This window comes from Chryseobacterium sp. FR054 (assembly GCF_056844565.1).
Genome location: NZ_JBXDSA010000002.1, coordinates 972,627 through 997,162, shown reverse-complemented (window position 1 = coordinate 997,162; position 24,536 = coordinate 972,627). Strand labels below are relative to the sequence as shown.

At 38.8% G+C, this 24,536-nt stretch carries 23 protein-coding genes; 13 read left to right on the top strand and 10 right to left on the bottom strand.

Annotated elements, in window-relative coordinates:
• Positions 1-7: 7 nt before the first annotated feature.
• The 5 genes from AC106S_RS11800 to gyrB form a co-directional block, all read right to left on the bottom strand.
• Positions 8-898, bottom strand: a complete 891-nt coding sequence (locus AC106S_RS11800; protein ID WP_482439296.1) for a diacylglycerol/lipid kinase family protein — start codon at positions 896-898, stop codon at positions 8-10.
• 5 nt (positions 899-903) lie between these two features.
• A complete protein-coding gene (locus AC106S_RS11795; protein ID WP_482439294.1) occupies positions 904-1,728 on the bottom strand; it encodes an RsiV family protein in 825 nt (274 codons plus the stop codon).
• 90 nt (positions 1,729-1,818) lie between these two features.
• Positions 1,819-3,753 (bottom strand): transglutaminase domain-containing protein, encoded by a 1,935-nt coding sequence (locus AC106S_RS11790; RefSeq protein ID WP_482439293.1) that lies wholly within the window; start codon positions 3,751-3,753, stop codon positions 1,819-1,821.
• A gap of 9 nt (positions 3,754-3,762) precedes the next feature.
• Positions 3,763-5,655, bottom strand: coding sequence for a DUF3857 domain-containing protein (locus AC106S_RS11785; protein WP_482439291.1), 1,893 nt, complete (start codon positions 5,653-5,655; stop codon positions 3,763-3,765).
• 125 nt (positions 5,656-5,780) lie between these two features.
• On the bottom strand, positions 5,781-7,715 hold the full coding sequence (gyrB, locus tag AC106S_RS11780; protein ID WP_482439289.1) for a DNA topoisomerase (ATP-hydrolyzing) subunit B: 1,935 nt from the start codon (positions 7,713-7,715) through the stop codon (positions 5,781-5,783).
• Between the two features lie 336 nt (positions 7,716-8,051).
• Between gyrB and AC106S_RS11775 the strand changes: the two genes are divergently transcribed.
• From AC106S_RS11775 to AC106S_RS11765, 3 genes are read left to right on the top strand one after another with little or no spacing between them, the layout of a single operon-like run.
• A complete protein-coding gene (locus tag AC106S_RS11775) occupies positions 8,052-9,395 on the top strand; it encodes a cytochrome ubiquinol oxidase subunit I (protein ID WP_482439288.1) in 1,344 nt (447 codons plus the stop codon).
• A complete protein-coding gene (locus AC106S_RS11770) occupies positions 9,392-10,396 on the top strand; it encodes a cytochrome d ubiquinol oxidase subunit II (RefSeq protein ID WP_482439286.1) in 1,005 nt (334 codons plus the stop codon). Before AC106S_RS11775 ends, AC106S_RS11770 begins: the two co-directional genes overlap by 4 nt.
• Before the next feature lie 7 nt (positions 10,397-10,403).
• Entirely contained in the window at positions 10,404-10,919 is a 516-nt protein-coding gene (locus tag AC106S_RS11765; RefSeq protein ID WP_482439284.1) for a ClbS/DfsB family four-helix bundle protein, read from the top strand.
• 40 nt (positions 10,920-10,959) lie between these two features.
• Here AC106S_RS11765 and AC106S_RS11760 read toward each other — a convergent pair whose 3' ends face one another.
• The 5 genes from AC106S_RS11760 to AC106S_RS11740 all read right to left on the bottom strand — a co-directional run bounded on the left by AC106S_RS11760 (position 10,960) and on the right by AC106S_RS11740 (position 16,002).
• Positions 10,960-12,405, bottom strand: a complete 1,446-nt coding sequence (locus AC106S_RS11760) for a T9SS type A sorting domain-containing protein (protein ID WP_482439283.1) — start codon at positions 12,403-12,405, stop codon at positions 10,960-10,962.
• A gap of 107 nt (positions 12,406-12,512) precedes the next feature.
• A complete protein-coding gene (gene lysS / locus AC106S_RS11755; RefSeq protein WP_482439282.1) occupies positions 12,513-14,210 on the bottom strand; it encodes a lysine--tRNA ligase in 1,698 nt (565 codons plus the stop codon).
• A gap of 261 nt (positions 14,211-14,471) precedes the next feature.
• Positions 14,472-15,404, bottom strand: coding sequence for a 23S rRNA (adenine(1618)-N(6))-methyltransferase RlmF (rlmF, locus tag AC106S_RS11750; RefSeq protein WP_482439280.1), 933 nt, complete (start codon positions 15,402-15,404; stop codon positions 14,472-14,474).
• Positions 15,405-15,406: 2 nt separating this feature from the next.
• The gene (locus AC106S_RS11745) at positions 15,407-15,781 is read right to left on the bottom strand and encodes a c-type cytochrome (protein WP_482439279.1); all 375 of its coding nucleotides are present in this window, start codon (positions 15,779-15,781) and stop codon (positions 15,407-15,409) included.
• Positions 15,781-16,002, bottom strand: a complete 222-nt coding sequence (locus AC106S_RS11740) for a hypothetical protein (protein WP_062697021.1) — start codon at positions 16,000-16,002, stop codon at positions 15,781-15,783. The genes AC106S_RS11745 and AC106S_RS11740 overlap by 1 nt, the downstream gene beginning before the upstream one ends.
• Before the next feature lie 139 nt (positions 16,003-16,141).
• Here AC106S_RS11740 and AC106S_RS11735 point away from each other — a divergent pair, with 139 nt between their 5' ends.
• The 10 genes from AC106S_RS11735 (at position 16,142) to AC106S_RS11690 (ending at position 24,522) form a co-directional block, all read left to right on the top strand.
• Positions 16,142-16,786: a hypothetical protein gene (locus AC106S_RS11735; RefSeq protein WP_482439277.1), complete on the top strand. Its 645-nt coding sequence runs from the start codon at positions 16,142-16,144 to the stop codon at positions 16,784-16,786.
• Positions 16,787-17,436: 650 nt separating this feature from the next.
• Entirely contained in the window at positions 17,437-17,970 is a 534-nt protein-coding gene (locus tag AC106S_RS11730) for a hypothetical protein (RefSeq protein ID WP_482439276.1), read from the top strand.
• A gap of 248 nt (positions 17,971-18,218) precedes the next feature.
• Positions 18,219-19,643 carry an anthranilate synthase component I family protein gene (locus AC106S_RS11725; protein WP_482439274.1) on the top strand — a complete coding sequence of 475 codons (1,425 nt, stop codon included), beginning with the start codon at positions 18,219-18,221 and terminating at the stop codon, positions 19,641-19,643.
• Between the two features lie 29 nt (positions 19,644-19,672).
• Positions 19,673-20,272, top strand: coding sequence for an anthranilate synthase component II (locus AC106S_RS11720; RefSeq protein WP_482439272.1), 600 nt, complete (start codon positions 19,673-19,675; stop codon positions 20,270-20,272).
• Between the two features lie 42 nt (positions 20,273-20,314).
• The gene (gene trpD / locus AC106S_RS11715) at positions 20,315-21,304 is read left to right on the top strand and encodes an anthranilate phosphoribosyltransferase (RefSeq protein ID WP_482439270.1); all 990 of its coding nucleotides are present in this window, start codon (positions 20,315-20,317) and stop codon (positions 21,302-21,304) included.
• Positions 21,305-21,342: 38 nt separating this feature from the next.
• Complete coding sequence (gene trpC / locus AC106S_RS11710) at positions 21,343-22,122, top strand: indole-3-glycerol phosphate synthase TrpC (RefSeq protein ID WP_482439268.1); 780 nt, start codon at positions 21,343-21,345, stop codon at positions 22,120-22,122.
• Positions 22,123-22,129: 7 nt separating this feature from the next.
• On the top strand, positions 22,130-22,837 hold the full coding sequence (locus tag AC106S_RS11705) for a phosphoribosylanthranilate isomerase (protein WP_482439267.1): 708 nt from the start codon (positions 22,130-22,132) through the stop codon (positions 22,835-22,837).
• Positions 22,838-22,933: 96 nt separating this feature from the next.
• On the top strand, positions 22,934-23,386 hold the full coding sequence (tnpA, locus tag AC106S_RS11700; protein WP_482439265.1) for an IS200/IS605 family transposase: 453 nt from the start codon (positions 22,934-22,936) through the stop codon (positions 23,384-23,386).
• 91 nt (positions 23,387-23,477) lie between these two features.
• Positions 23,478-24,014: a hypothetical protein gene (locus AC106S_RS11695; RefSeq protein ID WP_482439264.1), complete on the top strand. Its 537-nt coding sequence runs from the start codon at positions 23,478-23,480 to the stop codon at positions 24,012-24,014.
• Positions 23,986-24,522 (top strand): GNAT family N-acetyltransferase, encoded by a 537-nt coding sequence (locus AC106S_RS11690; protein ID WP_482439262.1) that lies wholly within the window; start codon positions 23,986-23,988, stop codon positions 24,520-24,522. Before AC106S_RS11695 ends, AC106S_RS11690 begins: the two co-directional genes overlap by 29 nt.
• Positions 24,523-24,536 lie beyond the last annotated feature (14 nt).

Sequence of the window (24,536 nt, the reverse complement as noted above, 5' to 3'; positions counted from 1 at the left end):
GGAAAGATTAAACCAGAATATTCAGGCTGGCAGGCAGTACTTTAACATGAACCGGAGATTTTATTTTATTGAATTCTCCGTCAAGGTGCCAGTTTTTGGTATTCACCTTAAATGATATTTCGGAAACGGGAAGATAAGTAACATATTCATCATCTTTCAGTCTTTTGGTAAACATTCTGAAAGCAAAAAGAGCGGAATAGGTAAGCGGAAATTTTTTCACCAGCACCATATCAACGAGCCCGTCGCTTTTACTCGCTTTCGGGGCGATATAGGCGTTATTTCCGAACTGGCGGGTATTGGCAATATTCAGCATCAGGTATTTTCCGTTGTATTTCCGGTATTCTTCATCCAAAAATTTAACCTTGATGGGTTTATAGTTGAAGAATGTTTTGAGGGAAACCTTAATGTAGTTTTTAAATCCACGGTTTGTTTTTTCAAACTCTTTCACCACTTTCCCGTCAAAACCTGTTCCCGAAACATTGATGGAAAGCCTTTCATTCACCATGAATGTATCTATTTTTCTTGATTTTCCTGTTTTAATCTTTTCTAAAAGTTCATCCAGGTTTTTATTGAAACGGGTTTCATTGGAGAATCCATTGCCTGATCCGGCCGGAAATATAGCCAGGATCTTCTCTGTATTGATCAGGTTTCTGGCAACGGTAGAAATAGTTCCGTCCCCTCCGATGGCCACAAAGATGTCTACCTGGTCAAAACAGGTTCTGATAAAATCATCCGTTCCCTGAATAGATTCGGAAATATAATATAAGGGATTATCGACCTTTTTTTTCAGTTCATTAAGAAATGGCTGATAATTCTTCTTAGCCGAAAAAGGATTAATGATAAAAGCTGCTTTTTCCATTACCGCAAAAATAGAAAATGCTTCCTGATCGGGAAGCATTTTATTTATTTTATTTTCATTCTTTCTTTAAATTCGGTGTTCAGGGTACCTTCCAGATCTTTCCAGGAAACAGGAATAATGATATCTCCTGCTGCAAAAGCGGCAATTTCATAAGGGCTGTAATGAAAATACAGGTTTTCCCGATCAAAGTAGAAATTATCTGTTACGGGAATTTTTTCCACCAAAAGCATTTCTGAGTTCTTCACCTCTCCTTTTTCATCTGTTGCGCCGTTGGGAATCTTATTGACATTGTTCATAAGAAATGTCTCAAGTCTGGCTTTGGGCATGGAGGTAATATCTTTAAGGAGCAGTCTTTTATTCTTTTTAAGATCAAAAACTCTCTCTGAAAATCCGTATTCGTCATGAGCACCGCCTATATATGAGCTCTGAGCATATTTAATATGCATATAGTCATTGATATTGGAAACCAGACTCATCCTGGATTCCGAATACCATTTCTGGGCGTAGGAAATATCTGAAAGCACGTCTTTACTTTCATTTTTTACAGAGCTGAAATAGTTATTTTTTTCATTATCCATATAGGCCGCCAGTCCTGTTTTAGAAAAATCTTTAATTCCACTGTTATGAAAATAGATACTGTCCAGCAGCTTTTTATCTTTCAGTTCCGGAAAAACCAGCATGTTGGATGAGAAAAGTACAGACAGCGAATCACTGATTTTCACAGAGTCGGAAACGCTCACAGAGTCTATTTTTAATTTTACAGGCAAAAGGTTTTCCGTTTCGGTTTGGGAAATCTCATTTTTTTCTTTTTTGCAGGCAGAAAAGGTGAGTAAGGAAGAAACAGCCAGAACAGCCATACTTTTTTTCATAATTTCAATTTCTGATAACAAAGCAAAAACCATTCAAAAAGATGAATGGTTTTGAAAAAATTATGTTTTTTTGTGTGCCAGATCCGCATATTATGATTTTTTCACCAGGCTGATCACCTGGTTTTCACTTTTTGAAGCGGTATTCCAGATCTGTTTGAAAGCCGGGTAATATTCTTTCGGATAATCCGGACTTAAAACTTTTATGACTGATGTGATTTCCAGCTTATTTCCTTTCAGATTGGTAGTATAGCTGTATTCTATCTCTTTGTCGTCGGTAACAATTTTTTTGTTTTTAGGCATTTCTTCAATCACATAGCCTTCCGGAATTTCCAAAGTAACCTTTTTCTGCTTGGTAAAAGCAGATATTAAATCGATAGAATATCTTCTTGCTTCTGTCTGATCAAATTCATTGGAGATCTTTCCCAGGAAAAGCATAGGATTGATGATCATTTTCTTTCCTACCCTGTCGATCATATTTTCCGATGAAAACTTCATGGTACTTTCAAATTCTCCGTTTTCCAGTACTTTACAGTTAATATCCGTAAAATCTATTGAGAAATTTTCTTTGTACTGTTTCTTATATTTTTCAGCGTTTTCATCATATCTTTCCTTCACAAGCATTCCGAAAGTTCCGGTATCTTTATCGGTATAGGTTCCGGAAACACTGCCATCATCATTAATTTTAGCATTCGCTGTAAGATAATTAAAACTAACGGCTGCATTAGACATCTGTATCTGTAATGCCTTTTCCTTTGCAATAAGAATACCGTACTCGTTCCAGTCTCTTGGCGGAAGGTTGTTCATTGAAGACTGCTTCGATGTGGCGTCATACAGTTGGTATCCTTCTTTAGCAGTTACAGCGGCCAGCACGAAGTTTGTACTGGCAAGGCTTGGAGATACCAGATTGATAAGCCCGTGATCTACTGTGGAAATAATAAGAGGATCTGCTTTTAATCCTGCTTCTCTCAGCAACATGATCAGGAAAAGGTTAATTTCGGCTGCATTTCCTGTTTTGGATTCAATGAGTTTTTTTATTCCGTTTTCTGTATAGATTCCTCTGTCTCCGTTCCAGGTGAATGTATTTTTCACATAATCAAAAATCGCATTTGCTTTTTCAGTATTGTTCTTCAGCTCTGCAACACCGGCCGGCATATTTTCTTTTGCCAGTTTTGTTCTTTTTAATTCTTCTCCGAAATCCTCATCCTTATATAGTTTTTCTTTAATCTGCTCCCAGGATGAGGAATACATTTTCAGATCTCCAACATTGGTAGAATGAAGCTCCGCACTTATTTTAGTACGGTAATTCCTGTCATTTTTTACAAATTTTTCGTGTTTAAATCCTTTCAGGTTTTCAAAGCCCAGTCTATAAGTTCTGTGATCCGATCCGTATAAAACCCTCTCATCAACCTCTTTGTATTTAGGGGTTAAATTTCCTGTATAATTCACATTGTATGCAATGGTAACAGGACTATCAAACACATACTCGGTATATAAAGAAGGGGTATCCGATTCTATCAGTACTTCAGGAACTGCATATACAAACGGGGATACCACCTCGTACTGGTATTCGATTACTGAACCGTTCTTCACGTTTGGAAATGCAAACTTGGTGACCGTTGTATATTTGCTTTCCTTACTTTTATATTTTGAGCTTTTGTCAACTTTTGTAGCAACGGCTGTTCCGTTTTCAAGATTATAAGTGAAAGCTTTTATCTTGCTGAGGGTTTCTATGCTTGAAGTATTCTGATACAGCGGAATTTCAAGATTCAGCCAGTCTTCCGCTTTGTCCTTATCGTAGATTTTTACCCTGCAGAACACATTTTTACGCAGCTTCCCGATGGAAGGATCAATATTGAAATGCACTGACCGGTATAAAATCTCAGCGGGCGCATTTTCATCCAACGCAGATTTATTTTTATTAAGATCTTCATTGTTAAATTTAGGAGGATCCAGGAACTCGTGTTTCTGACCGCTGATGAATACCAGGCTGCAGTAGCAGAAGGTCAGTAATAGGACTTTCTTCATGGGTATGTTTTATATTTTTGTTACTAAAATTTTTGAATTGTCTGCATTGATCATTTTTTTTCTAAAATTGATATAATCGTTATATTTTTCCTTTGGAAATGTACCTTTGTTGATTTTAACAAGTCTGCTTACTTTTACTTCGCTGCCGTTTTTAGAAATATTCAGTTTGTAGGTTCCAAATTCTGAGTTTATTGATACATTATCAGGAATTTCATCAATTTTATAATTTTTCGGAAGGATAAAACCAATTTCATAATCGTCTTCATAGGACTGCCCTATTTCAAATGGCAGCTCTCTTTTTTCATCTGTTTTAAAATTGTAGTTACCGAAAACAGGTACAGCCCTGAATATCAATCCGCTTCCAATATTTTTAGAGTAGTTTCCTGCTTTAAAATCCATATCAAATTTTATGGCTGCATGATCTTTATCATTGACAAAGTTTTTCATTTCGGCCTTTTCAAAATTCAGAACATCCAGCCTGTTTTTTACAGCTTCCGTTTTCTCGTTTGGTGACATGTATGCATAGGCCAGGTTATAATCATACTGGCTTCCGGTATAAACAAACTGCCCTTCACCGGTAATGCTGCTGTCTTCATGAAGATTAATTTTCAGTTTCTGTTTTTCTCCGTTCTGTTCGGCAGTATATGAAGGGGTATTAATCAGCTCTATACCTTTTTTTGTTACGGAAAGAACATTTCTGTCTGTTGTATTATAGCTCAAATGATTGAAAGCTATCTGCTGGGATGTATTCTCAAGCCAGATATTACCTTTTTCGGTAGGAACCATAAGAATGACATGATTTCCTCCCATCGCAGGAAAATCCGGATCAAAGGAAACCTGTGATGAACCGGAGTTGATCACACAATAGTTAGAAGGAATTCCAGCTTCATTCAGTAGGGTTTTCATATAGTTGGTAAGGCCTTTACAGTCTCCGTAACCTTTTTTCTGAACCTCATCAGGAAGCATAGGAAGCCAGCCTCCAATCCCAAGTCCTACAAATATATAACGGGTTTTCGACTGCATGTGCTGGTAAAGTTTCCTCACTTTTTCTTCCGTGGATCCTGTTAACTTCAAAGCTTCAACTTCTGCTTTAATGGCAGGGGTGGCTACGGAAACAGGTTCAACAAGATTATTATAGTACCAGGTTCCGAAATCGGTCCAGTTATTCAGAGTTCCCTGTTTTCCCTGGAGGTTAAATTTTGTAAGGGCAAAACTTACTTTCGGTAAAATTTTCACAGGCTGCGGGAGCATCAACAGATCGTCGATAGCAGGTACATTTTTATAGGAAAATATTTTTTCTCCTCCATTATCGCTGACTGAAACGGAGGTATAGTCGTATTTTGACGGATATGTTTTGGTTCTCAGCTCAATTCCGGATTTATTGATGATTTTAAACTGACTTTCTTCCAAAGAGATATTATGATCGGAAAAAGGAACAAAATCAGGAATGAAAACGGTATTTTCAACTTCCATCTTATAAGAAAAATCAATAGTATACGGATATTGGCCTGAAGTATACGGCAATGCCAGAAATCTGCTATCCGAATAAAACACGCCCTGTCTGTTATTGGCAAAATCTCCGAAATCGGATTTCGAAAAACTTTTTATTTTCTTTCCGCTTCCGTCATACACCGTCACTTTTACATCGGAAATATTATCTCCTTTTTTATAGGGAATATATATGGCAGCTTTGGCATCTCCTTCTTTATTCAGAACGGTTGTTACAGTATTGTTCAAATACTGGATCTCATCAATTTTATTGATCTGGACTGTTGTAAAATCTTTCCGGATCACTACATCGGCATTCTTCTTTAAGTTTTCAGGAATTGCCGAAACGGGGTAAGTCTGGGCAAAATAGATTGAGGCTGTGGATATTGCCCCTAAGATCAGAAATTTCATCATAGTTATTACAATTGGGCAAAAATAATAAAATCTTAATAAATGTTAATTTTTTTATTTCAATTTAACTACTATAAATAAAAAAAGACTTCATTTCTGAAGTCTTTTTTTATTTATATTTTTCACAATTATGCGTCAATCTTAGCATATTTTGCATTTTTTTCAATAAATTCTCTTCGTGGAGGCACTTCGTCTCCCATCAGCATGGAGAAAATACTGTCGGCCTCCACTGCGTTATCAATGGTTACCTGCTTTAAGATTCTGTGTTCAGGATTCAGGGTTGTTTCCCAAAGCTGCTCAGGGTTCATTTCTCCAAGACCTTTGTAACGCTGCACTTCTACGCCTTTTCCATCCGGAGACATTTCAAGGGTAAATTCTTCACGCTCTTTTTCATTGTAGGCATATACTTTCTTGTTTCCTTTCTTTAATAAATATAAAGGCGGCTGTGCAATATAAATATATCCGTTTTCAATAAGTTCTTTCATGTACCTGAAGAAGAAGGTAAGGATCAGTGTGGAAATGTGAGAACCGTCGATATCGGCATCGGTCATGATTACTACCTTATGATATCTTAATTTCGTCAGGTTCAAAGCCTTGCTGTCTTCTTCCGTTCCTACGGAAACACCAAGAGCGGTATAAATATTCCTGATCTCTTCATTATCATATACTTTATGAAGCATGGATTTTTCAACGTTAAGGATTTTCCCTCTTAACGGAAGAATGGCCTGGAAATGTCTGTCTCTCCCCTGCTTGGCTGTACCACCTGCCGAGTCTCCCTCTACCAGGAAGATTTCAGATTCTGCAGGATCTTTGGATGAACAGTCCGACAGTTTACCGGGAAGACCTGAACCTCCCATCGGAGATTTTCTCTGAACCATTTCACGGGCTTTTTTGGCTGCCTGTCTCGCTTTTGCAGCCAGAACCACTTTCTGAACGATCAGTTTTGCTTCATTAGGGTTTTCCTCAAGGAAGTTGGTAAGCATTTCTCCAACAATCTTATCTACGGCTCCTGAAACTTCAGAGTTCCCCAGTTTTGTTTTGGTCTGCCCTTCAAACTGAGGTTCCATTACTTTTACAGAAACCACGGCTGTTAAACCTTCACGGAAGTCATCTCCTGTAATCTCCACTTTTTCTTTCTGTGGAATACCTAAGTCATCAGCATATTTCTTAAGGGTTCTCGTTAAAGCACGTCGGAAACCTGCCAGGTGAGTACCTCCCTCATGGGTATTGATGTTATTTACATAAGAATGAAGATTCTCATTAAAGGAAGTGTTGTAACGCATGGCTACCTCCACCGGGATATCATCTCTTTCCCCTTCCATAAAGATCACGTTCTCCATGATGGATTCACGGTTTCCGTCGATATAGGCTACAAATTCTTTAAGACCGCCTTCAGAATGGAAAACTTCTGTTCTGAAAGAACCGTCTTCCAGCTTCTCTCTTTCATCGGTAAGGGTAATGGTAATTCCTTTATTAAGGTAAGAAAGTTCTCTTAAACGGCTGGCCAGAGTATCATAGTTGTAAACCAGTTCCGTAAAAATAGTATCATCCGGCTGGAAAAACTGCTTGGTACCTCTTCTCTCACTGTGACCGATCTCTTCTACACCAGTCTGTGCTTTTCCTCTGGAATAGATCTGCTGATAGATGTTTCCGTCTCTGTAAACCGTAGTGATCATTTCATTGGAAAGCGCATTCACACAAGAAACCCCTACTCCGTGAAGACCTCCGGAAACCTTGTAAGAGTCTTTGTCAAATTTACCTCCGGCTCCGATTTTTGTCATAACAACCTCAAGGGCTGATTTCTGTTCTTTTTCGTGAAAATCAACCGGGATACCTCTACCATTATCGCTTACTTCAATTCCGTTTCCTTCTTTAATGGCAACAAAGATCGTGTCACAGTATCCTGCCAACGCTTCGTCAATAGAGTTATCTACTACTTCATAAACCAAATGATGAAGACCTCTTACTCCTACATCACCAATGTACATTGAAGGACGCATACGAACGTGTTCCATTCCTTCCAATGCCTGAATACTACTAGCTGTATATTGTTTCTGACTCATATTAAATTATTAAATCCTGCGAAATGCAAAGACCTACAAATATCGTGATTTTTTTCGAGGTACGAAAGTTAAAAAATGTCAAAAAAGTATTGTTATCAGCATAAAAAAAGCATACCTGAGCCTGCGGGTATTTTTAGAGTAATTGATAAAAATCATTACCATTTAAAAATCAATTTTTTATCACTTTTTAAAATAGAATTCTTATCTCTGTGACAAAAGCCTTATGTTCTTAAAAAATATCAAAGTTAAAACTGATTTCCCGGATTTCTGCTGTTGTAAATCATATGATACATCAATAATTTATACGTAAATTTATTTACTCAAAAAGTTGATATTATGGATGATTTTATTGCGGCCCGCGCTCAGATGGCTCTGTCTCTGGGCTTCCATATCATTTTCGCCTGTGTAGGTATGGTGATGCCCTTTCTGATGGCATTCGCCCACTGGAAATACCTTAAAACAAAAAATGAAGTCTACAAAGGGCTTACCAAAGCCTGGAGCAAAGGAGTGGCTATTCTTTTTGCTACGGGTGCCGTATCCGGAACGATGCTTTCTTTTGAGCTGGGACTTCTCTGGCCCGGATTTATGAAGCATGCAGGTCCCATATTCGGAATGCCGTTTTCCCTGGAAGGAACCGCCTTTTTTATTGAGGCTATTGCCATCGGGTTCTTTTTATACGGCTGGGAAAGATTCAACAAATGGTTTCACTGGTTCTGCGGATTTCTGGTTGGATTAAGCGGTCTGGCTTCCGGAATCCTGGTCGTTGCCGCTAATGCATGGATGAATTCCCCTTCCGGCTTCGATTATATCAACGGAGAGTATGTAAATATTGATCCTATTAAAGCCATGTTCAATGATGCATGGTTTCCACAGGCTCTTCACATGACTGTTGCTGCCTTCTGTGCTACCGGATTTGCAGTAGCGGGGGTGCATGCCTTTTTAATTATGAAAAAGAAGAATGTGGAGTTTCACACCAAAGCCTTCAGGATTGCAGCCGGATTTGCATTGATCGGAGCTTTTGGCGCGCCTTTAAGCGGTGATATTGCTGCCAAATCTGTTGCGGAAAGACAGCCGATTAAACTTGCCGCTATGGAAGCTCATTTTGAGACGGAAAAAGGAGCCGCTTTTGTTATCGGCGGTATTCCTGATGAAGAAAAAGGTGAAATAAAATATGCGCTGAAAATTCCTAAAGTACTGAGTTTCCTGGTGAGCAATGATTTTAATTCTGAGGTAAAAGGTCTGAACGATTTTCCAAGAGATGAATGGCCTCCGGTTGCCGTTACGCATTATGCTTTTCAGATCATGATCTTTTTCGGGATGGTGATGATATGCATTGGGGCTGTTTATCTGTATGCTCATTTCTTCAGAAAAGAATGGCTCGGCAAAAACTGGCTACTGAAAACATTCATGATTGCAACTCCTTTTGGATATATTGCATTAGAAGCAGGATGGACCGTTACAGAAGTCGGACGGCAGCCCTGGATCATTTACGGAGTGATGAGAACGATAGATGCCGTAACGCCGATGCCGGGAATACAGTATTCTTTCTACTTCTTTACGGCTATTTTCGTATCGTTATCCCTGATCATTATTTTCCTGCTCAGAAGACAGATCCGGATGGTACCGAGACTTTATGATCCTACCGACCCTCAGTTTAACGATAAAAACAAAAAATCATGATCTACATTGTTATAGGTTTTCTCTGGCTTTCCATCTGTCTTTATATCATTTTGGGCGGTGCCGATTTCGGAGCCGGAATTGTAGAACTTTTCACCCATAAAAAAGCACGCCATAAAACGGAAGAGATCATGTATGAATCCATTGCTCCGGTATGGGAAGCCAATCATATGTGGCTGATCATCGCCATTGTGATCCTTTTTGTAGGTTTTCCGGAAATTTATACTACCATGTCTACCTATCTTCATATCCCCCTGGTATTAATGCTTCTGGGAATTATCGCAAGAGGAACGGCTTTCACTTTCAGACATTATGATGCCGTGAAAGACAGCTGGCAGGTTCTATATACCCAGATTTTCTATTATGCGAGCCTTCTGACCCCGTTTTTCCTGGGCTTAATTGCCGCAGCTACGGTCTCGCATTCCATCAATCCTGACGCAGTTGGTTTCCTGGATCTGTACGTTTTCAGCTGGCTGAACTGGTTCGGGGTTTCCGTGGGATTGTTTACCGTAGCACTCTGTGCTTATCTGGCTTCTATCTTTTCGTTGAGGGAAACCCGCGATAAAGCGGATCTGCTCCTGATGATCAGAAAATCCAAACAGACCATGATCTTTGTGGTTATCACGGGACTTCTGGTATTTTTAACGGCTTATATTTCAGACATTCCCCTTCTGATGTGGGTATTTTCAAAACCTTTGGGAATTATGGCCATTGCTTTTGCTACGATTGCCTTACTGCTCATTCTCAGAGCGATGAACAGGCAGAAATTACTTCCTGTACGTGCTCTCGCCGGCTTTCAGATGGTTATGATCCTCGTTGCAGCTACGTATCAGCATAATCCCGATATTATTTTATTAGGAAACGGACAGCATCTTTCCTTACTGGTACATACCGCTCCGCCGAAAACCATTGCCGCTCTTGGCTGGGCTTTGATGCTGGGTTCCCTGTTTATTCTTCCGTTTTTATTCTACCTGATGGCTTCGTTCAGCAAACAGAGAAAATAATCAGAGTGTGGTGCAATATGAAAACAAGACGGATCTGACCGATGCTATAAAAAAGAATTATCTGCTTTATGATCAGGAATTCGACGATATCAAAGAAGAAGAAAAAGATCTGCTGAAACCGGGAGTTGATAAAACACCTGCTCAAAATATTTCCTATCAGCTGGGCTGGACCGGCCTCCTTTTACAGTGGGAATCTGATGAGAAGAAAGGTATTGAAGTAAAAACACCCACGCCGGAATACAAATGGAATAATCTAAAAGGACTGTATGAATCTTTTTACGAAAAATATGGTTCTTACAGTCTGCAACAGCAGAGAGAGTTGCTTAGAAAACAGGTGGATGGGATTATTGAGTGGATTGAAAGCCTTGATCATGACACCTTATTTATTCCGGAACAGCGAAAATGGGCAACCACTCCTGCAAAATGGCCCGTCTGGAAATGGATTCATATTAATACGGCAGCTCCGTTTAAGAATTTCAGGGCACAGCTTCGGAAATGGAAAAAAGAAACCGGTACCTCCTAGCGTGTACCGGTTTTATTATTGTAAACAGTCTGAGATGATCCTAATTTTTAACTGCCTTTTTAGATATTATACGATTGGATGCTGTGGTAATCTTAATCAGGTAAATACCGTTGAGAAGTGAGGATGTATTCAGCTGTAAATCTTCTGACTCCAGAACGAGCTGCCCGTTCCCATTATAAACCCTCACCTTTTTGATTTTTTCCTTTGTATGAATAGTCAGTTGATCTTTAAACGGATTTTCAAAAGCTACCTGCGCAGGTGAATTCAGGCTTTCAACAGCAGAAAGTGTTTCCTGTCCGACAATATATCTGAATATTTTTTTTCCGCATAACAGATAAAGATAATTACCTTTTACTTCCATAAAGCGGGGTTCCGTCTCATTCATATCCGAAACCGGCACTTCAATGGCAAGCATCTGGCTGTTATTGATCAGCTGATTACTTCCTGAACGGGAATAGCAGACAATACCCATTTTTTTGACATAAGGATTGTTTAATGGTGCTGTATCTTCTTCCAAAATAAATACTTTATCACCATAACCCGCTACTTTACTGTGAAAATAAGTATCTCCACCGGATGTAACAGTGCTTCCGATACTGATTGATCCTGCATTTCCGAAAGTCTGATCCAGATGGCCGTCCGCTTTGGTTCCGGTTAAAAAGAAGTTGCCTGTTGGAGGAAAATCATTATTCTCCTTAACTATATTAATAACAGAACTATCGTCCTGATTAAACCACAATGTCTGCAGATATTTAGGACTGTCTGAAGCAATTCCATACCCATTGTTTCCGTATGAAGCATCCAGATCTCCGGAATTCATATTAAATTTTCTCACATATTCAGTATCAGGCTGTACAATATCCGGATCAATCTCCTGTACCCCTATCCCCTTTACCAAGCCTTCGTATACTGCATATTGCGGTACCGGTACAGCAGGGTTTATAGGCTGACATCCATTATTTCCAAAGGTTAGATCAAAATTTCCTGAAGAAGTATACCTGCAAAAGCTATTTTCTGTTCTTGCCAATATTTTACCGTCCGGAAGAACTTTAAAGTACTGGTAGTTTGGACTTACATCCAGAGTTCCGCTGTTACCAAAAGCTGTATCTAAGCTTCCATCAGCCAGATATTTCTTTCCGCCGTTCAGATAGACATATGAGTCTCCGGCATAAAAAGAATAGGCTTCATGAACCGGTACAGTAATAGATCCATTTATTCCGTAGGATGCATCTAATGTACCGTTACTGTTTATCTTTAAAAACTTAGTATTTTCGTCATTGGTCTGCGGATCATCATCAGATTCTCCATGATAGGAAACGATAAGCTGGTCTCCTTTAAAAAAATAATTCAGTAAAAATCCGTTGGGGTGTACATTATTAACTTCTACAAGTCCGTTATTTCCGAAATTGGGATCTAAGGTCAGAGTAACCTGTGCGTTAGCCATTACAGCAGCCAGCACCAAAGCTGTGGTGATTATTTTTTTCATAGCAATTATGTTTTTATTACCGGCTAATATACTCTTTTTCTCTCATCTGACAACAAAAAAGAGTGAACATAACGCTCACTCTTTTAAACTTATAATCCAGTATATTTTTAAACCAGTTTCATCAAAAGATTTTCATCAATCTTTTCCACTTTCACCAGGTTATTTTTCGTTAAAGTCTTGGAAGCTTTATCCCATTTCTTTCCGGACAGCTGACTTCTGTCTTTCACTTCAGCTAAAGCCATCGGCTCTTCCTGTGAATTAAGGATCTCAAGAATTACTTTCTCATCTTCACCCAGTTCAATCTGAGGGACTGTTTTCTCCGGTCTCATCTGAGGGAAGAACAATACTTCCTGGATGGATGCATTGTTGGTAAGGAACATGATCAGTCTGTCCATACCAATTCCAAGTCCTGAAGTTGGCGGCATCCCGTATTCAAGGGCTCTCAGGAAGTCCTGATCGATGAACATCGCTTCGTCATCTCCTCTTTCCGATAAGGCCATCTGTGCTTCAAAACGCTCTCTCTGGTCGATCGGGTCATTAAGCTCTGAATAGGCGTTGGCGATTTCCTTTCCGCATACCATCAATTCAAAACGCTCGGTTAAGCCTTCTTTGCTTCTGTGCTTTTTAGTGAGTGGAGACATTTCAACCGGGTAATCTGTAATAAAGGTCGGCTGGATGAAGTTTCCTTCACATTTTTCACCGAAGATCTCATCAATTAACTTCCCTTTACCCATCGTCTCATTTACTTCGATACCGATAGACTTGGCGAAATCATATAATTCCTGCTCAGTTTTACCTGTAATATCAAAACCTGTGAATTTCAGGATCGCTTCTGTCATGGAGACTCTCGGATAAGGCGCTTTGAAGTCTACCTCATGCTCCCCGAAAGTAGCTTTTGTAGTTCCGTTTACCTGAACCGCACAGAATTCCAGTAATTTTTCGGTGAAATCCATCATCCATTTGTAGTCTTTATAGGCTACATAGATTTCCATTGCTGTAAATTCCGGGTTGTGGGTTCTGTCCATTCCTTCATTTCTGAAGTTTTTTGAGAACTCATAAACACCGTCAAATCCACCAACGATCAGTCTTTTCAGGTACAACTCATTGGCAATTCTTAAATATAATGGAATATCTAAAGCATTGTGATGGGTGATAAACGGTTTTGCAGCTGCTCCACCGGGAATAGACTGTAAAATAGGTGTTTCCACTTCAAAATATCCTGCATCATTGAAGAACGTTCTCATGGCATTGAACAGTTTTGTTCTTTTCACGAAAATTTCTTTCACCTGCGGGTTTACCGTTAAATCTACATAACGTTGTCTGTATCTCAGTTCCGGATCTGTAAACCCATCGTGTACAACGCCGTTTTCATCCGTTTTAGCCTGTGGCAAAGGACGTAAAGCTTTGGTAAGAAGTGTAAAGTTCTTTACTAAAACCGTCTTCTCTCCTACCTGTGTGGTAAACAAAGTTCCTTCAATACCGATAATGTCGCCGATATCCAAAAGGTGCTTGTACACTTCATTGTATAGTTCCTTATCGTCTCCCGGACAAATTTCGTCTCTGTTGAAATACACCTGGATTTTCCCTTTAGAATCCTGCAATTCTGCAAAAGAAGCCTTTCCCTGAATTCTGCGGGACATCAATCTACCGGCGATCTTCACCTGTTTACTTTCAGAAAAATCCTGTTTTATAGATTCCGTAGTATCTGTGATGGTATACTCATCCGCAGGGAACGCATTAATCCCCATTTCAGTAAGCTTGTTCAGCTTTTCTCTTCTAATGATTTCTTGTTCTGATAATTGCATTTCTTATTTTTCTAAAAGCGTACAAATTTAGGCATTTTTGACTTGACCGTCAATGTCTTTTATCAGAAATTTAATAAATGTAGCGGGCAGGGAGTTTTTGCTGAAGAGAAGGGAGATAACAGACGGAGGAATAACAGACGGAGAGATAATAGACGGAGAGATGAGAGACTTGTGAAATATGGATGGGCAATGGTGAAATGGCTTTTCAGTGAATTTTTACAGGTTGCTACAATTCATGATTGACCTGCGAAGCAATATTGACTATTGACCTTTAAACGACGCTCTCTCCTTCTGAGGAACAAACGTCCATGCCAGTATCCTGCTGACCTTCTGCCCCTGGGCCATATCAATGATTTTGAAATCAGCCGCTTTTACTTTTTTGATGAGTGCCGTTAATTTATGGAGGTTATCACCTTTTGAAACCAGGCAGGTAAACCATAAAACCTGGGATGAATAGGAAGAGCTTTCCTCAATCATTTTTGAGATGAAAGCCAGTTCACCGCCTTCACACCATAATTCGGACTGCTGTCCTCCAAAATTAAGCAGAGGTTTTCTGGATTTCGACTGTCCGAGGCCTTTTCTTTTTCTGAAACTTCCTTTTAAAGCAGCTTCCTCGGAATCATGGAAAGGCGGATTGCACATTGAAAACATAAACCGTTCTTCAGGTTCTATCATATTTTTGAATATATGCCCGGAATCCGGCTGTCGTTTCAATTCAATGGCAGATGACAGACCGGGATTCTGATCTAAAATCTGCTGTGCATTTTCCAGTGAATGCTTATTAATATCGGTTCCGGTCATTCTCCATCCGTAAGATCTGTGTCCCAATAAAGGATAAATAAGATTGGCTCCTGTTCCGATATCCAGACCTTTTACTGAAGTTCCGGCTGGTATTTCCTGTTCTTTTTCCGCCAGAAGGTCGGCAATATAATGTATATAGTCTGCTCTTCCGGGAATGGGAGGACACAGGTTAGCTTCAGGAATGTCCCAATTCTTGATGTCATAAAAATGAGACAGCAGGGCTTTGTTCAGTAATTTTACGGCTTCAGGAATGCTGAAATTGATGGTAGCCGTCTGATAGGTGTTGATAAAAACATAGTGTTTCAGTTCTGGCACACAAGAAATGAGCTGCTCAAAATCATAGGGATCCCGATGCAGATTTCTTGTGTGCAGACTGGATTTTTCGGCAGCCATATTTATTTTTTCTGGCTTAAAATATAGGCTACCATTTTTTTGGCGTCCTCTTTAGATACCTGTGGATGGGCAGCCATCGGAACGCTTCCCCAAACTCCGCTTCCGCCTTCTATAATCTTGGAAGCCAGCAGTTCAATATCCTTATCAGAATACTTTTCTGCGATTTCGCGGTAAGAAGGTCCTATCATTCTTTCATTTACGGCATGGCATCCCGAACAGTCCAATGTTCCGATAATCTGTTCACCGGAAAGATCAGCTTTTGCCGGTTCTGAAGCCGCAACGGTCTCAGAAGGCAGGCTTTCCACCGCCGTATTTTCTTTTTTAGAACAGGAAAGGATCAGTAATCCTGTAACTCCTGCCAAAAGTAATTTTTTCATTATTTTTTCGCAGTAGAATCTGTTTTAGCAGCTTCAGGAGCGGCAGTTGCAGGAGCAGCAGCCGGTGTTGCAGCAGGTTTAGCGGTAGAGTCTGCAGCTACGGTTGGAGCGTCCGGTTCCGGCAGCATCGTATTGCTGTCCTGTAATGAATGATCAGGTTTTTTAGAGCAGCTTACAGCCAATAAACCTCCGATAAATGCGATTGCTAATACTTTTTTCATTATTTTTTCTATAAAATTTAGACAAAAATATAAAAAATAAGTGTTTCAGCTCATGACATCTGTCCACATTCATGATATTTATATAGAAATTTAATGATTTTATAACGGCAATGTCCGCAGATAATTTTAATTTTAAGCTATGATTTTCATTTCTAAAATCCTGTTTTTCACCAGCCATCATGGTTTTTATACTGTGATTGTTCTTCTGCTGTTCTTCGGACTGCTTTCATTTCTGACAAAAAAAGCATGGCTTCTCATCCCTGTTCTTCCTTTAGCTATTGTGAACGGCTTTGCCGGGCAGTATCTGAATGCCTGGTTTCTAAACCGATACGGAACAGAAAGTATCGCTGTTATCACGTCAGATGTTGAGACCAACTCTACCTTAAACGACATGTACATCCATGATTATGAAGCGATTGTAAAAAAACAGGATGGAAAATATATTCCTACGTTCTTTTCTACTACCACGGCTTCTATTTATCCTATTGAAAATGCGATCAGAATCCCGGCTGTTGAAAAACCGTTTCCGGTAAAGTATATTCCGGGGTATGAAAAAAATATAGTCATCCTCTACGATCAGTCGGAGGAAGGAAAAAACCTTCTCAGGTATGAAAAGCTGGCTCCGGTAAATTCAGCAAGAATCAAATACGAAGCAGACAGGACCAACCAGGAGTTTATCCGGGAGTATTCTGCTGCTTTGGAAGAATATCTGCAATTCTATGACGATCCTGAATACCGGAATAAACTTGAAGAATTAAAGAAAGAGTCAGGTAGTTCCAAGTAGGAATTTTAGAGTCTTTAAATTTTATTAAAAAAAACAAATGATTATCAAATCTTTGACATCTTTTAACTTCCGGGAACCTTTGGTTTGTAGCTAAAAGAATTTTCCACAGAATAGACGAGTTTCCAGATTTTATGGTTGTAAATTCTCGCAGATGAGGCAGATTATATAGCAGGACCCAACCTTACAGATTAAAAAGACAATGTCTGATGGTCGTTTTTTACGCAAAGATTATGATTAACACTGTTGATTTTAGGGAGCAAAGTGTAGAATCAACTCCGTTGATTCGATGAAGCGTATGGATAAGCATCCTGCTTCGTCAGTGATGGAGTCACATTAATTTGACTGTTTAAAATACATCAGAATTATGTATCAGCTTTGTATAATTTTTTTTAATCAACGCATACAGAGAACATTATGAGGATAAAGGCCAGGATATTATACAAATGTTACATTCAAAATTTAAATAAAGTTTTTCATTTTAATAATAAGGACCTCACTCCCCCTTTAAAAACTTTTAATTCACATTTTTTTATAATTTAGCTCATGAAAACAGATTTTTATTTATGCTGTATAAATGAGTTTGCATGGTATCCAATTTAAACTTTTATCCATTGAAACTAGACTTTATAGAGAAAAAAACAAATGTGAGAATGATCTGGATTTGCTTCATCTCATGCCTCATTTTCTTTTTTATTGCGGTGAAGGCTTCTATGACCCAATGGATACCCCCCGATCATATTACTGAAATAAAAGGGGTTTTAAAAGAGAATATTAGCATTGAAAAAGGGAAAAGAGGAAGGGAAACTTTAATCGTCAGATTAAAAGAATATCCGGAGATCAAGTTTGTGATAGGCAGTATTGTGATAGATCAAACCTATATTCACGAATTGATGTCCGAAAACAAACAGAATGACACCCTCAGTTTTTCTATTGAAAACAAAGAGTTCAGGAGGAAAATTTTAAGATCAGAAAAAGTCCCTTTTCCGGAAAATTATTTACGCAACAATACAATAAGCATCGTTGAAATTCATAAAAACAATTTTCAGTATTTAACTGTGAATGATTACCATAGGGAGCATCAGAAAAACACGTATTTAATAATTGCTTTTTTCGGATTCATGGGAGTTATTATGCTGTTTGTCGGGATGAAAGGGGTACGATATTACCGGGCAAACTACCGGTAAAGTATATTAAGGTTCTTTTTATTTTTTCACATTTTTTATTTCTGTATCAAAAAAAATTTCTACATTTGTCCCATGTTAAATATCAACAACAATATGTGGTGGTGGCTTTCAAACTCTTCGTCGGGTCTGGAAGTATTGTCACGTTGTTAAATTTTACAGCAGAAATAAGAAAAAACAATATATAGGCTTTGACGGATTCCGTTGAAGCCTTTTTTTATGATTTAATCTCAAAAAAACAAAAGCAGCAGATGTCTATTCAAAAAATTAAAATAAAAACCGTTTCGAAAAAAACATTGGGAGATCTTCATACCCCGATGAATATTTACCTTCAGATCCGTGACCGTTTCCGGGATACCATTCTTCTGGAAAGTTCGGATTCTAAAAACATTGACAATAATTTTTCCTTTATTGCCATCAATGCCATAGCCGGAATAGAGGTGAAAAATCTTACGGAATTTGAAGTAAAACTCCCTAACGCCGATCCTGTAAAGCAGTTTATCGGAGAACGCAACATTACAGAGATATTTGATGAGTTCCGTACTGTTTTCGAATGCGAGTCTTCTTCAGACCCTGTTGAACAGACTGCTCAAAGCCTTTTCGGGTATACCAGTTTTGAAGCGGTACAGTTTTTTGAAAACATCAGTCTGAAACCCCAAAGTCCTGAAGTTGAAATCCCGATTCTTCGGTACAGACTCTATCAGTATGTAATTGCCATCAACCATTACAATGATGAAATGCATATCATTGAAAACCAGATCAGCGGATTGAGGTCTGAAGTTTATCTGCTGGAAAATCTGATTAAAAACCAGAATACTCCGGTCTACCCTTTTGAAAAAACGGGTGAGGAAACCTCCAATCTTACGGATGAAGAATATATAGAGCTGGTAAAAACAGCCCAGAAACACTGTATGAGAGGAGATGTATTTCAGCTGGTATTAAGCAGAAGGTTTGAGCAGAAGTTCAAAGGAGATGAATTCAATGTATACCGTGCTTTAAGAAATATCAATCCTTCCCCGTATCTTTTCTTTTTTGATTACGGAAATTACAAATTATTCGGTTCCAGCCCGGAAAGCCAGCTGATCATCAAAGACGGAAAGGCTGTAATTCATCCTATTGCAGGAACTTTTAAAAGGACGGGAGATTTTGAGACCGACCTTCAGTCTGTTGAAGCTTTAAAAAATGACCCTAAAGAAAATGCAGAACACACCATGCTGGTAGATCTTGCCAGAAATGATCTCGGAAAATCCGGTAAAAATGTGACTGTTACCAAACTCAAGGAGATCCAGCTTTTTTCCCATGTCATTCATATGGTAAGTGAGGTTACAGCCGATATTCCGGCAAATATTAATCCTCTGGAAATGGTTTCCGATACTTTTCCGCAGGGAACATTAAGCGGAGCTCCGAAACATAAAGCCCTTCAGCTCATCAATCAGTATGAAAAAGACTCCCGTGGTTATTATGGAGGATGCATCGGAATGATCGGTCTGAACGGAGGCTGTAACCAGGCGATCATGATCCGTACTTTTTTAAGCAGAAACAATACGCTGTATTATCAGGCCGGCGCGGGTCTTGTTGCCAGATCGGTTCCGGAAAATGAACTTCAGGAAGTTAATAACAAGCTAAATGCACTGAAAAAGGCGGTGGATAAGGCAGACAAATTAGTGGTGAATTAAAAAAGCTTTCAACTCTTAAAAAATAAAAAATGAACAATAATATAAACAGCCAGTCATCAGCTAAAGTTCTCGTTTTCGATAACTACGACAGTTTTACCTATAATCTTGTCCAGATCATCGAAAGGATTCTGAACGAAAAAGTAGATGTGGTAAGAAATGATGAAATTACATTAGATGAGATCGGAAAATATGATAAAATCATCCTTTCTCCCGGCCCCGGAATTCCTGAAGAAGCAGGTATTTTACTTGACCTCATCAGAGAATATGCGTCCAGCAAAAGTATTTTAGGCGTATGTCTCGGGCAGCAGGCTATTGCTGAAGCGTTTGGAGGAAGCCTGATCAATCTTTCTGAAATTTTCCACGGGGTAGCTACTTCCGCGGAACTGGTAAAAGAAAATACTAAACTTTTCAGAAATCTTTCCAGCGGGCTGGAAGTCGGAAGATACCACAGCTGGGCCGTTAATCCTGATGACTTTCCCGAAGAACTGGAAATCACAGCCGTAGATAAAGACGGAATGATCATGGCACTTCAGCATAAAAGCTATGATGTGCATGGGGTGCAGTTTCACCCTGAAAGCATTTTGACTCCTGACGGAGAAGTTATTATCAGAAATTTCTTAAAACCATAAAGGATGACACAATCTTCTTCAACTATTATAAAAACTCCACAGATGAAAGAAATTCTCCAATACCTGTTCAATCATCATACCCTGTCTAAATCTGAAGCAAAAGCTACGATGATTGAGATCGCCCAGAATAAGTTCAATCCTGCAGAAGTTACGGCTTTTATAAGCGTATTTCTGATGCGGAATATTACCCTGAATGAACTGAAAGGTTTCCGGGAAGCTCTTTTGCAGATGGCTGTTCCGGTACAGCTTTATACGGATGACACGATGGATATTGTGGGAACCGGAGGTGATGGAAAAAACACAATCAACATATCAACCCTGGCCAGCTTTATAGTTGCAGGAGCAGGACAAAAAGTTGCCAAACACGGAAATTACGGAGCATCTGCTACTACGGGATCATCCAATGTAATGGAAGAACTGGGATATCAGTTTAAAAATAATTCCGATCAGCTGAATGAAGACCTGGAAAGAGCGAATATCTGTTTTCTTCATGCTCCGTATTTTCATCCTGCGCTTCAGTCTGTGGGTGCATTAAGGAAAGCTCTGGGATTAAGGACTTTCTTCAATCTTCTCGGGCCTTTGGTAAATCCTGCAAAGCCTCAATATTCCGTAATCGGAGTTTATAATATGGAAATCGCAAGAATTTACCAGTATCTGCTTCAGAAGGAAGGTCAGGAATTCATCCTCCTTCATGGGCTGGACGGCTATGATGAGATAAGTCTTACCCAGGACAGCAAGATCATCACCAGAAATACTGAAGAAATCTATTCTGCTGAAGATTTAGGATTCTACCCGGTAACTCCGGAAAGTATAAGAGGGGGCGAAAACCCAAAAGAATCAGCCCGGATTTTCAGGAATATTCTGGAAGGAAACGGAACGGATTCGCAAAATTCGGTGGTCCTTGCCAATGCAGCCACTGCCCTTTTCCATACCCATAAATCCGGAACCTATGAAGAAAGTCTTTTACTCGCCAAAGAAAGTCTTCACAGCGGAAAAGCCCTGAAAAGTCTTGATTTATTAATAAATAGCTGATTTTTCTGATTCAAAACGAACTTAATGATTTTAAACCAATGACGATACTGGATCAAATTATTGAAAGAAAAAAAGATGAGGTTGCCTTTTCAAAGACGAAGGTTTCAACGGATCGACTGAAAAATTCAGCGTTTTCCGGAAGAAAAAGTATTTCTCTGAAAGAATCTGTAAACGACAAAAGCGGGATTATTGCTGAATTTAAAAGAAAATCTCCTTCCAAAGGCCTCATTAATAATCAGGTGGCACCTCTGGAAGTGACGACGGCTTATCAGAATTTTGGAGCTTCCGGGATTTCAGTCCTTACTGACCGGGATTTTTTCGGGGGAAGTTTCGATGATATTCTGGAAGTGAGAGATCAGATCAGTATTCCCATTCTCAGAAAAGATTTTATGATTGATGAATACCAGTTCTATGAAGCTAAAAGTATCGGTGCCGATGCTGTTTTACTGATTGCCGCATGTCTCTCTCCGCAACAGGTTCAGGAGTTTACAGCACTTGCTCATGAACTTGATCTGGAAGTGTTGCTGGAAATCCATACGGAAGAGGAACTTGAACATTTCAATCCAGACATCGACCTGGTTGGGATCAATAACAGAAATTTAAAGGATTTTAAAGTTGATCTTCTGCATTCTGTCCGTTTAAAAGACCTGCTTCCAAAGGATACGTTATCGGTTGCAGAAAGCGGAATTTACAGTATTGATGATTTTCATTACCTGAAAGATAAAGGATTTGACGGGTTTCTGATGGGAGAATATTTTATGAGAAATGAAAATCCGATGAAAGCATTTGAAAAATTCAGCATTGAAATTGAAAAATAACAGGAATATGCAAACTGCCATCAATCATCTGCCCTATAAACTGAAAGTCTGCGGCCTGACACAGCCAGATCAGATCAGAGAGTTAATTGCTTTGAAAACAGATTTTCTCGGGTTTATCTTTTATGAAAAGTCACCGAGATATGTTTTGAATCATTTGAAGCCGGAAGATATTTTCAGTATCAGACATTCTGGAAAAACAGGTGTTTTTGTAAATGAGGAAATAAATAAAATTGCTGACATTGCAGAAAAAGCGGGTCTTAACCTGATCCAGCTTCATGGAGATGAAAACGAAGATTTTGTGAATCAGCTGAAAGAAAAATTACCCTCTGAAACTAAAATCATAAAGGTAATAAGAGTAGGTGAAAACAATCACGAAACTAAAAATAAGATACAAAAGATATTAAACGCCCGGCTTTCTGCCATCCATTATATACTTTTCGATACAGACAGCAGCGCATTCGGCGGAACAGGAAAACAATTTGACTGGAACCTATTAAACGAACTGGAAATCCCTCTTCCCTATTTCCTGAGCGGTGGCATTTCCGAAACCCATATGGAAAACATCATCCATTTGAATCAAAAACCTTTTGCCATCGATATTAATTCCAAATTCGAAATATCACCAGGCATTAAAGACCTGAACAAAATAAAAAAATTATTCCGAAAAGAGTCCCGAAGGGACGATTTAACACAGAATCGGATACAATCCGATTAATATAAACAGAATAAAATAAAACGTCCCGAAGGGGACGAATAACACAAACCCAATGCAATCCAATTAATATAAAACAACACCAAAAAACACAAAAAGATGCCTCAATCACTCGTAAAAAATTATCTCCATATTGTTTTCAGTACAAAATACAGGGAAGATTTCATTGATGAAACAATAGAAAAAGAACTGTTTTCCTATATTGCTGTCTTGTGTCGTGATTTTGAAAGTCCGGCACTTCAGATTGGAGGAACGGATAATCATATTCATATTTTATGTCTGCTTTCAAGAAAGATGGCGTTGATGAAACTGGTTCAGGAAGTTAAGGCGCATTCTTCAAAATGGATCAAAACTAAGGGCCGGAAATATGAAAACTTTTTCTGGCAGGATGGTTACGCTGCGTTTTCGGTAAGCCGGCATGGAATAAATAAGGTCATTTATTATATTAAAAATCAGCGCCTCCATCACCAGGAACAGCAATTTAAGGATGAGCTGCTTGAAATACTGGAAAATCATGGTGTTGAATATGATGAAAGATATTTATGGGATTGAGAATGAAAAAACAAAATATAAAGCAAAGGACTTTATCCATTGCTGTTAATTAAATCGTCCCTTCGGGACTCTCCAAAAAAAACAGATAAAAATGATGAACATCCATCAGTTAAAAAAAACATTTTACAAAACCCTTTTTCCGCCGAAGTTCGGGAATGAAAAAATACAGACTCTGTATAATTTTGTTTCCCAGAATGACAGGGATGTGGAATACTGGACGATAGACGGACCGCTTCTTGAATTTATCAATATTATTAAAAATTTTGATGAAAGTGATATTCAGTATTTTTTTGAAAGAATCGGTTTATGGAACAGTTATTACCTGGTGATTATTTCAGATAAATTTCTGGACGGTCATGTCAGGGCTAATATTAAATATGATCTCGGGAAAATTTATGCGAAGGTTTTTCTGCTTTATGAAGATTCTGATCCGTATTTTTTAATTGACAATCTGGAAATTGCCATTACCATGTATGATTCAAAAATAGATATGGCTACCTGGATAGATCTGGCCAACAAGGTTGAGCTTCTTTATCATAAAAAGCTGATTCCGGCACAGCAGTATCAGTATAACCAGGATTTTATAAATAAATATATTCATGAATTACTTAATCAGAAAAACGGATGAATTAGATGGCCAGGACATTGAACATATCCTGCAGCTATGGAACCTCCCGGAATGGTCTGCAATGAGTCCTTCAGACTTCCTTCATACCTTTAAAAATTCAGAATTTCATTTTCTGGTTGACCATCATGGAGAAATAATGGCTCTGGCCCGGCTTAATTTCGATTTTACACTTGAGATCTCCGGAAAACCCTATGTTTTTGCTGAAATCGTAGGGTTGGTTTCGGCACAGGAAAAGAAAGGATATGGTTCTCATTTGGTAAAGCTTTTAAAGGAAAATACAGAACAGAGAAATCTGGAGGCCATAGGATTCTGTCTCAAAGAATTGCGGCCTTTTTATCTTCATTGCGATGTTGAAATCCTGGAAGATAACGCAAAAAACATTAAGGAAAACAGCGGTGCGGAATGGACTTCATCAGAAGATGATGATATCCTGATTTTCCACCTGTCTGATGAAAGAAAAGAACTGCTGAAATCCCTCAGCCCTGAAAACAATGCCTATTTTAATTAATAAAGAATAAAAAA

What these genes read in the sequence shown, in the direction of transcription:
- rlmF (WP_482439280.1), bottom strand. Translation starts at nt 15,404, where the DNA reads ATGGCTGCCGAAAAATCCAGTCTGCACACAAGAAATCTGCATCGGGAT.
- AC106S_RS11725 (WP_482439274.1), top strand. Translation starts at nt 18,219, where the DNA reads ATGTCTATTCAAAAAATTAAAATAAAAACCGTTTCGAAAAAAACATTG.
- AC106S_RS11720 (WP_482439272.1), top strand. Translation starts at nt 19,673, where the DNA reads ATGAACAATAATATAAACAGCCAGTCATCAGCTAAAGTTCTCGTTTTC.
- AC106S_RS11690 (WP_482439262.1), top strand. Translation starts at nt 23,986, where the DNA reads ATGAATTACTTAATCAGAAAAACGGATGAATTAGATGGCCAGGACATT.
- AC106S_RS11695 (WP_482439264.1), top strand. Translation starts at nt 23,478, where the DNA reads ATGATGAACATCCATCAGTTAAAAAAAACATTTTACAAAACCCTTTTT.
- AC106S_RS11770 (WP_482439286.1), top strand. Translation starts at nt 9,392, where the DNA reads ATGATCTACATTGTTATAGGTTTTCTCTGGCTTTCCATCTGTCTTTAT.
- AC106S_RS11785 (WP_482439291.1), bottom strand. Translation starts at nt 5,655, where the DNA reads ATGATGAAATTTCTGATCTTAGGGGCAATATCCACAGCCTCAATCTAT.
- trpD (WP_482439270.1), top strand. Translation starts at nt 20,315, where the DNA reads ATGAAAGAAATTCTCCAATACCTGTTCAATCATCATACCCTGTCTAAA.
- AC106S_RS11735 (WP_482439277.1), top strand. Translation starts at nt 16,142, where the DNA reads ATGATTTTCATTTCTAAAATCCTGTTTTTCACCAGCCATCATGGTTTT.
- AC106S_RS11760 (WP_482439283.1), bottom strand. Translation starts at nt 12,405, where the DNA reads ATGAAAAAAATAATCACCACAGCTTTGGTGCTGGCTGCTGTAATGGCT.
- gyrB (WP_482439289.1), bottom strand. Translation starts at nt 7,715, where the DNA reads ATGAGTCAGAAACAATATACAGCTAGTAGTATTCAGGCATTGGAAGGA.
- tnpA (WP_482439265.1), top strand. Translation starts at nt 22,934, where the DNA reads ATGCCTCAATCACTCGTAAAAAATTATCTCCATATTGTTTTCAGTACA.
- AC106S_RS11795 (WP_482439294.1), bottom strand. Translation starts at nt 1,728, where the DNA reads ATGAAAAAAAGTATGGCTGTTCTGGCTGTTTCTTCCTTACTCACCTTT.
- AC106S_RS11800 (WP_482439296.1), bottom strand. Translation starts at nt 898, where the DNA reads ATGCTTCCCGATCAGGAAGCATTTTCTATTTTTGCGGTAATGGAAAAA.
- trpC (WP_482439268.1), top strand. Translation starts at nt 21,343, where the DNA reads ATGACGATACTGGATCAAATTATTGAAAGAAAAAAAGATGAGGTTGCC.
- AC106S_RS11745 (WP_482439279.1), bottom strand. Translation starts at nt 15,781, where the DNA reads ATGAAAAAATTACTTTTGGCAGGAGTTACAGGATTACTGATCCTTTCC.
- AC106S_RS11790 (WP_482439293.1), bottom strand. Translation starts at nt 3,753, where the DNA reads ATGAAGAAAGTCCTATTACTGACCTTCTGCTACTGCAGCCTGGTATTC.
- AC106S_RS11705 (WP_482439267.1), top strand. Translation starts at nt 22,130, where the DNA reads ATGCAAACTGCCATCAATCATCTGCCCTATAAACTGAAAGTCTGCGGC.
- lysS (WP_482439282.1), bottom strand. Translation starts at nt 14,210, where the DNA reads ATGCAATTATCAGAACAAGAAATCATTAGAAGAGAAAAGCTGAACAAG.
- AC106S_RS11740 (WP_062697021.1), bottom strand. Translation starts at nt 16,002, where the DNA reads ATGAAAAAAGTATTAGCAATCGCATTTATCGGAGGTTTATTGGCTGTA.
- AC106S_RS11775 (WP_482439288.1), top strand. Translation starts at nt 8,052, where the DNA reads ATGGATGATTTTATTGCGGCCCGCGCTCAGATGGCTCTGTCTCTGGGC.
- AC106S_RS11730 (WP_482439276.1), top strand. Translation starts at nt 17,437, where the DNA reads ATGATCTGGATTTGCTTCATCTCATGCCTCATTTTCTTTTTTATTGCG.